Here is a 14245-nt window from a genome sequence, read left to right on the forward strand (position 1 = left end):
GGGCCGCCCGCTGCGGTACCTTTCAAGCCCGCCCCCTCGCACCTGGTCCTGCCGCCACGGCACCCCCGGCCGCGGCAGCGCCCCCGCACCGCCCGCACCCGTCCACCGCCCGGACACCCCAGGGAGACGGCCGCATGACCGGTACCGGTACGCGCCAAGACCGCGACGGAGCCGCCCAGCCCCAGCGCTTCGTCATCAGCTTCGCCGGCTTCAACCGGCCCTGGGCGGCGTGGATCGCCCACCGCCTGGAGGAGCACGGCCACCGCGTCGCCCTCCAGCGCTGGGACCCGCAGACCGGCCCCGGCATCACCGAGGCCCTCGACGACCTCGCCCGCGCGGGCGGCAAGGTCCTCGTCGTCCTCAGCGAACGCTACTTCTCCGCCGGCACCCACGCCGACATCCAGGACGAGGAGTGGAACACCGCCCTGCGCACGGTCACCGCCGCCCACCCCGACCGGTTCGCCGCCGTCTGCCTCACCGACGCCCCGCTCCCCAGCGCGGTCGCCATCCTGGAGAAGACCGACCTGTGGGGCCTGGACGCCTACGAGGCCGAGTACCGCGTCCTGCGCCGCCTGGACCTGCCCACCGACCGGATCGGCACCGAGAGCGGCCGCCGCGGCCCCCGCTTCCCCAACGACCCGCCCGAGATCTGGGGCCGCGTCCCGCGCCGCAACCCCCGCTTCACCGGCCGCAACGACGTCATCGGCCGGCTCCGCGACGCCCTCACCGAAGCCCCGCCCGGCGCCTCCACCGTCACCCTCCTGGGGTTGTCCGGCGTCGGCAAGACCCAGGTCGCCACCGAGTACGCCTACCGGTTCGCCTCCGAGTACGACGTCGTCTGGTGGGTCCCCGCCGAGGACCGCCCCACCCTGCGCGAACGCCTCGCCGACCTCGCCCCCGAACTCGGCCTGCCGCGCGGCGCCGGCAGCTACGGCGAGCAGATCCGGGCCGTACTGGAGGCCCTGCGGCGCGGCTCCCCGTACCACCGCTGGCTGATGGTCTTCGACGGCTGCGACAACCCCGACGACCTCACCGACCTGCTGCCCTCCGGCGCCGGCGACGTCATCATCACCTCCCGCAACCGCGAATGGGCCGCCCGCCACACCAGCCTCGTCGAGGTCCCCCTCTACGCCCGCCCCGAGTCCGTCACCTTCATCCGCCGCCGGGCCCACCGCCTGACCGGCGAGGAGGCCGACCAGCTCGCCGAGGCCCTGGAGGACTACCCCCTCGCCCTCGACCAGACCGCCGGCTGGCTCGCCGACTCCCCCCTCGGCGTCGGCGAATACCTCGGCCTCCTCCAGCGCCGGCTCGACTCCCACGAGGCCGTCACCCTCTCCGACGACTACCCGCTGCCCTTCCCGACCGCCCTGGCGATACTCCTCAACAACGTCCGGGAGAACTTCCCCGACGCCCTCGCCCTGCTACGGCTGTTCGTCTTCTTCGCCCCCGGCCGGGTCCCGCTGCGGCTGCTGCGCGAATTCCCCGCCGAGGACGTCCCCGAAGACCTCGCGGGCATCGTCAACGACCAGATCCGCTGGAACGCCGCCCTCAACAAACTCGTCCAGTTCTCCGTCGTCCGCCTGGAGTACTCCGACCTGTCCGTCGAAGAGGGCGGCGGCCTGGAGACCGTCCAGCTGCACCGCATGGTCCACAACATCGTCCGCGAGAACCTGGCCGAGGACGAGGCCGACCAGCTCTCCCGCGCCGTCCGCCAGGTCCTCGCCGCAGCCGACCCCGGCCGCCCCACCGACTCCAGGCTCTGGCCCCGCTACGCCGAACTCATCCCCCACCTGGAACCCGCCGGCGTGCTGACCAGCAGCAACCCCCGCATCCAGAACTTCCTCCTGCACTGCCTGCGCTTCCTGATCCTCGCCGGCGAATACCGCACCTGCCTGCGCCTGTCCGAGCAGACCGACCACGTCTGGCGGGCCATGCTCGGCGACGACCACGACCAGGTGCGCGAACTCAGCTACCACTACGGCGGCGCCCTGCGCATGCTCGGCCACTTCCGCCAGGCCGAGGCCCTGGCCCGCCAGGTCGCCGACCGGCTCACCGCCGAACGCGGCGACCGTGACCTGGAGACCCTCCGCGCCACCAGCACCTACGCCGGCGTCCTGCTCAGCACCGCCAAGTTCGACCAGGCCCGCGCCCTGCTCGAACACGCCTTCAACAGCTACCGCGAACTTCTCGGCGAGGACGACACCACCACCCTCAACGCCCAGAACAACGTCGCCGTCGCCCTGCGCCTCCTCGGCCGCTACCAGGAGGCCTACGACACCGACCTCGACACCCTGCGCCGCCGTGAACGCGTCCTGCGCGTCCGGCACATCGCCACCCTCTCCTCCGGCATCGGCTGCGCCATGGGCCTGCGCCTGATGGGCCGCTACCGCGAAGCCCTCGCCCGCCAGGAACAGGGCCTCAAACTGCACCTCCAGGTCCTCGGCGCCAACCACCCGCAGACCCTGCGCGCCGAACACAACCTCGGCCAGTGCCTGCGCCGCACCGGCGACATCCCCGGCGCCGGCGCCCGCCTGCGCAGCGTCCTGGAACGCTCCACCCGGGTCTTCGGCGCCGAGTTCCCCTGGACCCTGATGGTCGCCTCCGACTACGCCACCTACCTGCGCGAGTACGGGGACATCGAAGAGGCCCGCCGGATCTCCGAGGAGGTCGTCCGCGGCTACCAGTCACAGCTGGGCCTCGCCCACCCGTACAGCATCGGCACGGTCGGCAACCTCGGCCTGGTCCTGCGTGCCCAGGGCGAACGCACCGAGGCCCTGAACCTGGCCGAACAGGCCCTCGTCGGCATGCGCGGAGCCCTCGGCGAGCGCCACCCCTGGACGCTGGGCTGCGCCCTCAACGCCACCGGCCACCGCAACATCACCGGCCGCCTGGACTCCGCCCTGGAACTCAGCCGCGAGACCCTCCGCGCCACCCAGCAGGTCCTCGGCCCGGACCACCCGATGGCCCTCAGCGCCCAGATCGCCCTGGCCGCCGACCTCCGCTCGGTACGGGAGGACACGGAGGCCGCCAAACACGAGGACGCCGGCCTCAAGGCCCTCACCCGCACCCTGGGCCCCCAACACGTCCACACCGTCTCGGCCCGCCAGCAGACCCGCCCGTACTGGGACTTCGAACCGCAGCCATGACCGGCCCCACCGGCGCGGCGCGGCGTGGCCGGACGTGCCGGATGCCGGACGTGCCGGAAGGCCCGGCCCCCCACGTGGGGGACCGGGCCTTCCTTCTCCGTGCGGGCCGCGTCGGCGACTACGCCTCGAAGACCTCGTTCATCAGCAGCTGCTGCTCCGCCTGGTGGCGCTTCGCGGAGCCCACCGCCGGGGACGAGCCGTGCGGACGCGAGATGCGCCGCAGGCGCTCGCCCGCCGGGATGTCCGCGCCGACCGCCAGGTCGAGGTGGTCGATCAGGTTCAGCGCGATGAACGGCCACGCACCCTGGTTCGCCGGCTCCTCCTGCGCCCAGATGTACTTCGCCGCGTTCGGGAACTTGGCGATCTCCGCCTGGAGCTCCGCGCCCGGCAGCGGGTACAGACGCTCGATGCGGATGATCGCCGTGTCGGTGATGCCGCGCTTCTCCCGCTCGGCCTCCAGGTCGTAGTAGACCTTGCCCGCGCAGAAGACGACCTTGCGCACGGCGTTCGGGTCGACCGTGGTGTCCCCGATGACCGGGCGGAAGGAACCGCTCGTGAACTCCTCCGCCTTCGACGCCGCGGCCTTCAGACGCAGCATCGACTTCGGGGTGAAGACGATGAGCGGCTTGTGGTGCGGGTTGTGGACCTGCCAGCGCAGCAGGTGGAAGTAGTTCGACGGCAGGGTCGGCATCGCGACCGTCATGTTGTCCTGCGCGCACATCTGGAGGAAGCGCTCCGGGCGGGCGGACGAGTGGTCCGGGCCCTGGCCCTCGTAGCCGTGCGGCAGCAGCAGCGTGACGCCGGAGGTCTGGCCCCACTTCTGCTCGGCCGAGGAGATGAACTCGTCGACGACGGTCTGCGCGCCGTTGACGAAGTCACCGAACTGGGCCTCCCACAGCACCAGCGCGTCCGGGCGGGCCAGCGAGTAGCCGTACTCGAAGCCCATGGCCGCGTACTCGGAGAGCAGCGAGTCGTAGACGTTGTAGCGGGCCTGGTCGTCCGACAGGTACTGCAGCGGCGTGTAGTCCTTGCCGGTCTCCCGGTCGATGAGGACCGCGTGACGCTGGCCGAAGGTGCCGCGGCGGGAGTCCTGGCCGGACAGGCGGACCGGGGTGCCCTCCATCAGCAGCGAACCGAAGGCCAGGGTCTCGCCCATGCCCCAGTCGATGGTGCCGTCGTCGATCATCGCCGCGCGGCGCTGCAGCTGCGGCAGCAGACGCGGGTGGACCGTGTGGCCCTCGGGGATGTTGACCTGGGACTCGGCGATCCGCTTGACGACGTCCTGCGAGATCGCGGTGTTCACCGAGACCGGGAACTCCTGGGCGGTCTGCGCCGGCGTGACGGGGGCGCCCGCGGGCTGCGCGGCGGCCTCGCGGACCTCCGCGAAGACCTTCTCCAGCTGGCCCTGGAAGTCCTGGAGCGCCTGCTCGGCCTCTTCCAGCGTGATGTCGCCGCGACCGATGAGGGACTCGGTGTACAGCTTGCGCACCGAGCGCTTCTTGTCGATCAGGTCGTACATCAGCGGCTGCGTGAACGCCGGGTTGTCCGACTCGTTGTGACCGCGGCGGCGGTAGCAGATGAGGTCGATCACGACGTCCTTGTTGAACGCCTGACGGAACTCGAAGGCCAGGCGCGCCACGCGGACCACGGCCTCCGGGTCGTCGCCGTTCACGTGGAAGATCGGCGCCTCGATCATGCGGGCCACGTCGGTCGCGTACATCGACGAACGCGAGGACTCCGGGGCGGCGGTGAAGCCGACCTGGTTGTTGATCACGACGTGGACGGTGCCGCCGGTGCGGTAGCCGCGCAGCTGCGACATGTTCAGCGTCTCGGCGACCACGCCCTGGCCGGCGAACGCGGCGTCGCCGTGCAGGGCGACGGGCAGGACGGTGAAGTCCGTGCCGGCCTTGCCGATGACGTCCTGCTTGGCGCGGGCGACACCCTCCAGGACCGGGTCCACGGCCTCCAGGTGGGAGGGGTTGGCGACGAGCGAGACCTTGATCTGCTCCCCGTCCAGGCCCGTGAAGGTGCCCTCGGCGCCCAGGTGGTACTTGACGTCGCCGGAGCCGTGCATGGACTTCGGGTCGAGGTTGCCCTCGAACTCGCGGAAGATCTGCGCGTACGACTTGCCGACGATGTTCGCGAGCACGTTCAGGCGGCCGCGGTGGGCCATGCCGATGACGACCTCGTCGAGGCGGGCCTCGGCGGCCGAGTCGATGACGGCGTCGAGCAGCGGGATGACGGACTCGCCGCCCTCCAGGGAGAAGCGCTTCTGGCCGACGTACTTGGTCTGCAGGAAGGTCTCGAAGGCCTCCGCCGCGTTCAGGCGGCGCAGGATCCGCAGCTGCTCCTCGCGCTCCGGCTTGGAGTGCGCGCGCTCGATGCGGTCCTGGATCCAGCGGCGCTGCTTCGGGTCCTGGATGTGCATGAACTCGACGCCGGTGGTGCGGCAGTAGGAGTCGCGCAGCACGCCGAGGATGTCGCGCAGCTTCATCATCGACTTGCCGGCGAAGCCGCCGACGGCGAACTCGCGCTCCAGGTCCCACAGGGTGAGGCCGTGCTCGGTGATGTCGAGGTCGGGGTGCTTGCGCTGCTTGTACTCCAGCGGGTCGGTGTCGGCCATGACGTGGCCGCGGACCCGGTAGGAGTGGATCAGCTCGAAGACGCGGGCGGCCTTCGTGACGTCGTCGTCGTGCGAGGCGTCGATGTCGCGCATCCAGCGGACCGGCTCGTACGGGATCCGCAGCGACTCGAAGACGCTGTCGTAGAAGCCGTCCTCGCCGAGGAGGAGGTTCGCGACGATGCGCAGGAACTCGCCGGAGGCCGCGCCCTGGATGACCCGGTGGTCGTAGGTCGAGGTCAGGGTCATGACCTTGGAGATGCCCAGCTTGTTCAGGGTGTCCTGCGAGGTGCCCTGGAACTCGGCGGGGTAGTCCATGGAGCCGACGCCCATGATGACCGACTGTCCGGGCATCAGGCGGGGCACGGAGTGCACGGTGCCCAGGCCGCCGGGGTTGGTCAGCGAGACGGTGACGCCGGTGAAGTCGTCCATCGTCAGCTTGCCGACGCGGGCGCGGCGGACGATGTCCTCGTAGGCCTGCCAGAACTCGAAGAAGTTCAGGGTCTCGGCCTTCTTGATGCCGGCGACGACGAGCTGGCGGTCGCCGTTCGGCTTGACCAGGTCGATCGCGAGGCCGAAGTTCACGTGCTCCGGCTTGACCAGGGTCGGCTTGCCGTCCTTCTCCTGGAAGGAGTAGTTCATCGACGGCATGGCCTTGATGGCCTGCACCATCGCGTAGCCGATCAGGTGGGTGAAGGAGATCTTCCCACCGCGGGCCCGCTTGAGGTGGTTGTTGATGACGATGCGGTTGTCGAACAGCAGCTTCACCGGGACGGCGCGGACGGACGTGGCCGTCGGGACGTCGAGGGAGGCGTTCATGTTCTTGGCCACGGCGGCCGCGGGGCCGCGGAGCGTCACCAGCTCGGGGCCCTGCGGGGCCTCGGTGGCGGGCGCGGCCTTCTGAGCCGGAGTGGTGGCGGCCGGAGCCTGAGGGGCAGGCGCGGCCGGTGCGGCGGCCGGGGCCTGAGGGGTGACAGTCACAGCAGGGGCACCAGAGGGGGTGGCAGGAGCAGGGGACGGAGCTGACACGGGTGTGGTCGCGGCGGGGACAGACACGGCGGGCGCCGCCCCCGTGGCGGCGTCGGCGGCCTGCGGGATCCCGACCGGGGCGGTGGCGGCCTGTGCGGAGGCGCCATCCGTCGTCGCGGTCTTCTCGGGACCGGGACCAGGACCGTCCGACTTCACCGGAGCGGCAGCGCCCCCCGGCTTGTAGTCGGCGAAGAAGTCCCACCAGGCCCGGTCGACCGAGTTCGGGTCCTGGAGGTACTGCTGATAGATCTCGTCGACGAGCCACTCATTCGCGCCGAAGCCTGAGGCGGGGTTCTTCCCGCCCTCTGCTGCGTCGGTCGTGGTGCTCGGGTTACTAGGGGACTGTGGCGACACGGCGGCAACCGCCCTCTTCCGCTTCACAAGGTATGGACAGCGGGAATAAAGGCTACGCCTCCCCAGCGGTGCAATGCAGGCCGGGCGGGACTTCCGTCGCGCAGGTCACACCGAACGGCGGGTTTCGCCACGTGGAATGGCGGGAAACAAGCGTGGTTCGGGTAGGGGGCAGCCAGGTTGCGACCCCCATGGCCTCGCACCCCTGCCGACCCCGGGCACATGTGGCCGAGATCATGTCCTTCCCACTCGAACCCTACGTCAAGACAGCACCGCCGAGCTGCCCGGAAGGGTGACAAGGATTCGGCAACCACGTGACGATTCGGCCACGCGGATCTCCCCTCCGTGCAGGCCGACGGCCCAGCGGGCGATCGCCAGCCCCAGCCCCGTGCCCCCGTCGCCGCCCCCCGCGGCCCCCCGGTTGAACCGCTCGAAGACCCGGTGCCGCTCCGCCTCCGGAATGCCCGGCCCCTCGTCCACGACCTCCAGCGCCAGGCTCCCGGGCATGTCGCCCGAACGGGCCCGCACCGTCACCCGGCCGTGCGCCGGACTGTGCTTCACCGCGTTGTCGATCAGGTTGGCCACCACCTGGTGCAGCCGCTCCGCGTCCGCGTACGCGGTCAGCTCCGGAGGATGCACGTCCAGATGAAGGTGCACGTCGTTACGGGTGTGCCCGCCCGAACCGGAAGCCAGCCCCGGCCGCCCCGCGGCCGCCAGCCCCGACTCCTTCAGCACCCCCGACAGGTACGGCCACACCTCGAACCGGCGCGCCTTCAGCGGCACCACCCCGTTGTCCACCCGGGACAGGTCCAGCAGCGTCTCCACCAGCCGGCCGAGCCGCTCCGCCTGCTTCAGCATCGTCCGCATGGTCTCCGGATCGGCCTCCGAGACCCCGTCCACCACGTTCTCCAGCACCGCCCGCAGCGCCGCGATCGGAGTGCGCAGCTCGTGCGAGACGTTCGCGACCAGCTCTCGACGGTGCCTGTCCTCGGCCTCCAGATCACCGGCCATCCGGTTGATCGTCGACGCCAGATCGCCCAGCTCGTCCCGCCGCCCCGCCCCGCTCACCCGGCGCGTGTAGTCCCCGTGCGAGATCGCCCGGGCCACCGTCGTCATCTCGTCCAGCGGCGCCGTCAGGCCGTGCGCCACGAACTGCGTGATCAGCATCGAGGCGATCACCGAGAAGACCGTGATGAAGCGCACCTCCGTGTCCGTGCGCAGCGCCACCATCAGCAGACCGGTGGTGATGAACACCGAGACCACGACGAGCGTGCCCAGCTTCGTCTTGATCGAGAACGGCGAGAACGGCCGCAGCCCCCCGCTGCGGGCACCGGCACCACCGGAGCGGCCCACGCCGTGCCCCCTGCCGGGGCGCCCGCCGCTCACGCCTGCGCCGGGGTCTCCAGGGCGTACCCGACGCCGTGGACCGTACGGATCCGCTCCGCGCCGATCTTCCGGCGCAGGGCCTTGATGTGGCTGTCGACCGTACGGGTGCCCGAGGCGTCCGCCCAGTCCCACACCTCCGCCAGCAGCTGCTCCCGCGACAGCACCGCCCGCGGGGTCCCCGCCAGGCACACCAGCAGGTCGAACTCGGTCGGGGTCAGGTGCACGTCCTCCGCCTGCACCCGCACCCGGCGCTGCGCGTGGTCGATCTCCAGGTCCCCCAGCCGCAGGGTCGCCCCCCGCGGGGCCGTCGCCGCCTGCGTGGCCCGCTCCACCCGGCGCAGCAGCACGTGCACCCGCGCTGCCAGCTCGCGCATCGAGAACGGCTTCGTCATGTAGTCGTCCGCCCCGACCCCCAGACCGACCAGCATGTCGGTCTCGTCGTCCCGGGCCGTCAGCATCAGCACCGGCACGGGCCGCTGCGCCTGCACCCGCCGGCACACCTCCAGCCCGTCGAAGCCGGGCAGCATGACGTCCAGCACCAGCAGCTCGGGCAGCCAGCTCTCGGCGGCCGCGACGGCGGCCGGCCCGTCGTAGGCGGTCTGCACCTGGAAGCCCTCGGCCCGCAGCCGGGCCGAGATGGCGTCGGCGATGGTGCGGTCGTCCTCGACCACCAGCACGCGCCGCTGGGCACCTGGAGTGGCCGCGGCGCCGTTGTGGGTGGTGTGCGTCTGTTCCATGTCCCGCCCCTGATGATCCGCGTGATGGCTGGGGTGCAGCGTAGAGGAGGCACAGGCCTGCGGCCATGGAGGGTTCGGACAGGACCCGACAGCATCCGGAATCAGAGATTCATCCCGGATTCCTCAGGCGGCGTCGAATCCGGGAAGGGCCTCCAGCACCCGGGACAGGGCCGCCGGCAGCGCCGTCTGGTCGGCCGCCACCTCGAAGCCGCCGTGCACGAAGGAGTACGTGAACCCGTCGTACACCGGCGGATCGGCGGTCGCGGTGCGCGGCAGGTGCGCGAAGTCGGCCTCGCGCAGCGCGGTGCGCAGATCCTCCAGCCCGGCCGGGGTGAGCCGGCCCTTCCGCAGGTCCTTGTCCTGCTCGCCGAGGAGGGTCCAGGAGCCGTCGCCGTTGACGAGGAGCGTCCTGGTCCGGCCGGCGAAACCGCCGCTGCGGGTGACGCGCAGAAGGCGCTCGGTGGACGGGTCCGCCGTCGGCGGAGGGGTGGGGCGGGGCGTGGCGGGGGCGGTCGCCGTGGGCTGCGGGCCGGCGGTGGTGGCGGGCGCCGTCGGGACGGGCGCGGTCGCGGGGGCGCTCGTGGCCGCCGCCGTGGCCCCCGCCGGCTCCGGACCGCCCGCGGAGCCGCCGTGGTCGCACCCCGCCAGGGACACTGCGGCGAGCAGCACCGCCGCCGCGGCCCCGGCCGCTCGCATCGCTCGCACTCCGACCTCCTGCGGGACACCGGTACCGCATCCGAGTATGGAGGCCCCGACCCCCGACCGAAAGCACCCCGGAGGACGTCATCCACCGCTTGGCCGCCTGGCGCTGGTTCCCGCCGCTGCTCGCCGTCCTCCTCCTCGGCCTGTGGGGCCTGGAGCGGGGACCGGGCGGGGGCAGCATGTGGCGCGACGAATCCACGACCTGGCAGGTCGCGCACCGGCCGGCCGGGGAGCTGTGGGGGCTGCTCGGACAGGTCGACGCGGTGCACGGGCTGTACTACGCGGTGATGCACACGGTGTTCGCCGTGTGGGGGGAAGGGGGCGGGGCGGGCGGCGCGGGCCTGTGGGCGCTGCGGCTGCCGTCCGTGGCGGGGACGGCCCTCGCCGCCGGCGGGGTCGCCGCCGTGGCGTACCGGCTGGCGGGGGAGCGGGCCGCGCTGTGCGCGGGGGCGGTGTACGTCCTGCTTCCGCCCGTGCAGATGTACGGGCAGGAGGGGCGCTCGTACGCCCTGGTCGCGGCGGCCGTGGCCTGGGCGACGTACCTGATGGTGCGGCGGCGGTGGGCCGCCTACGCGGTCGTGCTGGTGGTGGGCTGCTGGCTGCACGAGTTCGCGGCCCTGGCCCTGCTCGCCCACGCGTTCGCCGCCTGGCGGGAGAGGGTCTGGCGGTGGGCGGCCGGGGCGGTCGCCGCCGGGCTGCTGCCCCTGGCGGTGGTGAGCGCGGGGCAGGCGGAGCGGCAGCTGGGCTGGCTGGGCCGGCCCCGGTGGCAGGACTGGGTGGCGTACGGGGTGCTGGCGGCGGCGGTGGCCCTCCTGGCCCGGGGAGGCCGGCGCGAAGTGCTCCGGGTCGCGGTACCCCTGGCCCTGCTGCCGCCCGGGCTGCTGATGGCGGTCTCACTGGTCCACCCCTGGTACGTCGACCGGTACGTCCTCTACGCCCTGGGCGGCCTCGCCCTCCTGGTCGGCGCCCGCGCGGCGGAGGGGGGACGGGCGGGGGTGCGGGGCTGGCTGCCGTGGGCGGTCGCGGGCGTGCTGCTCGTCCCGGTGGCGGCGTGGTCGGCGTGGCTGCGCACCCCGGAGAGCCGCCGGGACGACGTCCTCGCGGTGGCGGCGGCGGTGCGGGAACGGGCCAGGCCGGGGGACGCCGTGCTGTTCATGCCGTCCCGCAGGCGGGAGTGGCTGCTGTCCACCCCCGGGCCGTACGGGGCGCTGCGCGACGTGGCCCTGGCCGCCTCCCCGTCGGCCTCGCACACCCTCCAGGGCACGGAACTCCCCCCGGACCGGGTCCGGGGGGCACTGCTGTCGTCCCCGAGGGTGATAGCCCTGATGGACCCGGCGGACCAGCCGCTGGACCCGTACCCCACGGAGGCGGAGAAACGCACCACCCTGACGACTGCCTTCGACCGCTGCTCGGTGACGGAGGTCAGGGGCGCGAGGGTGGCGGTGTACGCCCGCCGGGGCGGATGCGGGTGAGGGGGCGCGCCATCGCCCCCTCGAGGGGCCGGGGGCGGGTCGGCGCCTGCCCACCCACCTCGCGGCGGTGCCTGACCGGGCCGGAACAGGACAGCGGCCCGGCACCCAGGAGGGTCGGGGTTCCAGCTGGGCGGTCTCAGGGACGGGTTGGGGGTTTCCCGGCAGTCTTCGTTTTTCCGTGGCGGGACGGCCTGTCAAGGGTCGCCGCAGGCGATCGCGAAGCGACGCGACGAAGGAGCGCCCTTGACAGGGCGGCCCGACGCGGAAGGACGATGAGACTGACGGGAAAGCCCCAACCCCTCTCTGAGACCGCCGAGTGTGGTCCCGGCCATCCCACCCCCGCCCGGCCTTCCGTTGCCGCTTGGTTAGTTCACCCCGAGCCGTCGGCCTCGCCAGCCAACTCTCCCCGGCCAGCGTGCGGTGGGTTGAGGATGGGCGGGAGATCGTTTCCGACCCCGCCCCGGAGGCTCCGCATGCCCGCATCCGCATCCGCATCCGCATTCGCATCCCCGCCCGAGATACCCGCCCCGCTGGTCGGTACAGGCTGGCTTGCCGCGCACCTCGGGCGGGTCGTGGTGTTCGACGCCTCCGTCGGGGCGCATCGGGGTGGCTCCGGGAGGATTCCGGGCGCCCGGCCCTTCGACCTGGACGGTCATCTGTCCGACCATGACGCCCCCGCGCCCCACACCATGCCCACGGCGGCGGCGTTCGAGGAGGCGCTGCGGGGGCTCGGGGTCGGGGACGGGGATGCCGTGGTGGTGTACGACGCCGCCGGGGTCTACTCCAGTGCCCGGGCCTGGTGGATGCTGCGGGCCATGGGCTTCGACCGGGCCGCCGTGCTCGACGGAGGGCTGCCCGCCTGGATCGCCGCCAGGCTGCCCGTCGAGGCCGGGCCGGCCGTGTACGACGGCCCGCGCGGCTCCTTCACCGCGCGGCCGCGCCCGGGACTGCTCGTGGACGCCGACACCGTGGCCGGGGCCCTCGCCGACCCGGGTGCCGTCGTGCTCGATGCCCGGACCCGGGAGCGTTTCGCCGGCAGTGCCCCCGAGCCGCGGCCCGGGCTGCGTGGTGGCCATATGCCGGGCGCGCTGAACCTGCCGTTCGGTGAACTCCAGGGGCCGGGCGGTCTGATGCGCCCGGCCGGGGAACTCCGGGCGGCCTTCGAGGCGTTGGCCGGGGAGCGGGAGCGGCTCTACTTCAGCTGCGGGTCCGGCGTGACGGCGTGCGTGCTCGCGCTGGGCGCGACCCTGGCTGGGTACGGGGAGACCGCGGTGTACGACGGTTCGTGGAGCGAGTGGGGCGTGTCCTCGGACCGGCCGGTGGCGACCGGGGCCTGAGGCGACGGAGAGAAGGAAGAGGAGGAAGAGGAGGAAGAGGAGGAAGAGGAGGAAGAGGCGGGAAGGGAGGGCCGGAGGGTCGGAGGGCCCGAGGGCCGGAGAAGTGGGGGGGTGCAGTTAACCCCACCCCCGGTTCGGATGTCTGCACCCGCGCGCTTGCGGCGTCGGCTCGGCAGACTCGTCCCCATGGCACCTGCACTTCACACCACGTCAACCCGCCTCGTCGTCACGGCCCTCGGGGCCGTCCTCCTGCTGTCCGGCTGCGGCCTGTCAGAGGTGGGCCGCCCGGTGAAGACCCTCGACGCCGACGCGACCGTCTCCGAGCCGGTCACGACGGTGGAGCTGACGGGCATACGTAGCGGCGACGTCGAGGTCACCGCCGGCTCCGGCCCCGGGGTCACCGTCCGGCGGGTCGTCCACTACCGGGGCGGCACGGCGCCCACGGCCGGGCAGCGGGTCTCGGGCGGGGTGCTGAAGTTCCAGGACGACTGCGAGGACGACTGCTGGATCGACTACCGCCTGGAGGTGCCCGCAGCAGCCGGGGTGCGGGTCGAGAGCAGCAGCGGGGACATCACCGTGCAGGGGGTCGCACGGGCCGATCTGACCTCCTCGTCCGGGGACATCCGGGCCGAGCGGATCGCGGGCCCGGTGAAGGTCCGTACGGCCTCCGGGCGGATCACCGCCACCGGTCTGGAAGGGGCCGAGGCGGATCTGCGTGCGGCGTCCGGGGACGTGCAGGCCGGCTTCGTGAAGGCTCCGGCCTCGGTGTCCGTCACCACCAGCTCGGGCGACGTCGGCGTGACGGCCCCGCAGGGCCCGTACAGGCTGTCGGTCGACACGGCCTCCGGGAGCCGCGACGTCCGCCTGAGCAGCAGCCCGGACGCCGCGTCGCGGATGACGGTCCGTACCGCCTCCGGGGACATCCGCCTCTCGGCGTCCTAGCCCCCCCGCGTCCTAGCCCGCGTCCTAGCCCCCCCCGCGTCCTAGCCCCCGGCGGCCCGGCCCCCGGCGCCCCGGGCCCCGGCGTCCGCCCCCCCGCCCCGGCCCCCCGCCTCCCTAGTCCTCGTCGAGGATCGCGTCGAGTTCCACCTCGACCAGCCAGGCGGGGTCGATGAAGCGGGACACCTCCACGAAGGTGGCCGCCGGGCGGATGCCGGCGAAGCGCTCGCCGTGGGCCCGCGCGGCCTCTTCCCAGCGGGTGATGTCGGTCAGCATGATCCGCGTCCGGACGGTGTGCTCCAGCGAGGCGCCCGCCTCCTCCAGGGCCCGCTGGGCGATGTCGAGGCACCGCACCGTCTGGGCGTGGACGTCGCCCGGGCCGACGGTGGAGCCGTCGTCCCCGATGGGCGCCGTGCCCGCGACGGCCACGTGCCGCCCTACGCGCACCGCGCGCGAGAAGCCGATCCGGGGTTCCAGCGGGGAGCCCGAGCTGACGGTTCGTCGTATGTCTGTCATGGCGTCATGG

General features: G+C 72.8%; 9 protein-coding genes. 4 read left to right on the forward strand and 5 right to left on the reverse strand.

Annotated elements, in window-relative coordinates; all coding sequences use genetic code 11:
• Positions 1-134: 134 nt before the first annotated feature.
• Complete coding sequence (gene fxsT / locus BX286_RS24790; RefSeq protein WP_079429741.1) at positions 135-3146, forward strand: FxSxx-COOH system tetratricopeptide repeat protein; 3012 nt, start codon at positions 135-137, stop codon at positions 3144-3146.
• A 118-nt stretch (positions 3147-3264) separates the two neighbouring features.
• Here the strand turns inward: fxsT and BX286_RS24795 are convergent, their stop codons facing one another.
• The 4 genes from BX286_RS24795 to BX286_RS24815 all read right to left on the reverse strand — a co-directional run bounded on the left by BX286_RS24795 (position 3265) and on the right by BX286_RS24815 (position 9974).
• Entirely contained in the window at positions 3265-7149 is a 3885-nt protein-coding gene (locus tag BX286_RS24795; protein ID WP_079429742.1) for a multifunctional oxoglutarate decarboxylase/oxoglutarate dehydrogenase thiamine pyrophosphate-binding subunit/dihydrolipoyllysine-residue succinyltransferase subunit, read from the reverse strand.
• A 258-nt stretch (positions 7150-7407) separates the two neighbouring features.
• Positions 7408-8499 carry an ATP-binding protein gene (locus BX286_RS24805; protein ID WP_079429743.1) on the reverse strand — a complete coding sequence of 364 codons (1092 nt, stop codon included), beginning with the start codon at positions 8497-8499 and terminating at the stop codon, positions 7408-7410.
• A gap of 29 nt (positions 8500-8528) precedes the next feature.
• Positions 8529-9269, reverse strand: coding sequence for a response regulator transcription factor (locus tag BX286_RS24810; RefSeq protein ID WP_079429744.1), 741 nt, complete (start codon positions 9267-9269; stop codon positions 8529-8531).
• A gap of 123 nt (positions 9270-9392) precedes the next feature.
• Entirely contained in the window at positions 9393-9974 is a 582-nt protein-coding gene (locus BX286_RS24815) for a hypothetical protein (RefSeq protein WP_148710293.1), read from the reverse strand.
• An 89-nt stretch (positions 9975-10063) separates the two neighbouring features.
• On the opposite strand from BX286_RS24815, the gene BX286_RS24820 reads away from it, so the two are divergent.
• The 3 genes from BX286_RS24820 (at position 10064) to BX286_RS24830 (ending at position 13722) form a co-directional block, all read left to right on the forward strand.
• Entirely contained in the window at positions 10064-11443 is a 1380-nt protein-coding gene (locus tag BX286_RS24820; protein ID WP_187344187.1) for a hypothetical protein, read from the forward strand.
• A 473-nt stretch (positions 11444-11916) separates the two neighbouring features.
• Positions 11917-12780 (forward strand): sulfurtransferase, encoded by an 864-nt coding sequence (locus BX286_RS24825; protein WP_121016342.1) that lies wholly within the window; start codon positions 11917-11919, stop codon positions 12778-12780.
• A 186-nt stretch (positions 12781-12966) separates the two neighbouring features.
• Positions 12967-13722 carry a DUF4097 family beta strand repeat-containing protein gene (locus tag BX286_RS24830; RefSeq protein ID WP_121016344.1) on the forward strand — a complete coding sequence of 252 codons (756 nt, stop codon included), beginning with the start codon at positions 12967-12969 and terminating at the stop codon, positions 13720-13722.
• A gap of 114 nt (positions 13723-13836) precedes the next feature.
• On the opposite strand, the gene BX286_RS24835 is transcribed toward BX286_RS24830, so the two are convergent.
• Positions 13837-14235, reverse strand: coding sequence for a RidA family protein (locus tag BX286_RS24835; RefSeq protein ID WP_079429749.1), 399 nt, complete (start codon positions 14233-14235; stop codon positions 13837-13839).
• Positions 14236-14245 lie beyond the last annotated feature (10 nt).

The sequence above is a fragment of the Streptomyces sp. 3211.6 genome, assembly GCF_003634815.1.
Classification (GTDB): Bacteria; Actinomycetota; Actinomycetes; order Streptomycetales; family Streptomycetaceae; genus Streptomyces; species Streptomyces katrae_A.

What these genes read in the sequence shown, in the direction of transcription:
- BX286_RS24835 (WP_079429749.1), bottom strand. Translation starts at nt 14,235, where the DNA reads ATGACAGACATACGACGAACCGTCAGCTCGGGCTCCCCGCTGGAACCC.
- BX286_RS24825 (WP_121016342.1), top strand. Translation starts at nt 11,917, where the DNA reads ATGCCCGCATCCGCATCCGCATCCGCATTCGCATCCCCGCCCGAGATA.
- BX286_RS24830 (WP_121016344.1), top strand. Translation starts at nt 12,967, where the DNA reads ATGGCACCTGCACTTCACACCACGTCAACCCGCCTCGTCGTCACGGCC.
- BX286_RS24810 (WP_079429744.1), bottom strand. Translation starts at nt 9,269, where the DNA reads ATGGAACAGACGCACACCACCCACAACGGCGCCGCGGCCACTCCAGGT.
- fxsT (WP_079429741.1), top strand. Translation starts at nt 135, where the DNA reads ATGACCGGTACCGGTACGCGCCAAGACCGCGACGGAGCCGCCCAGCCC.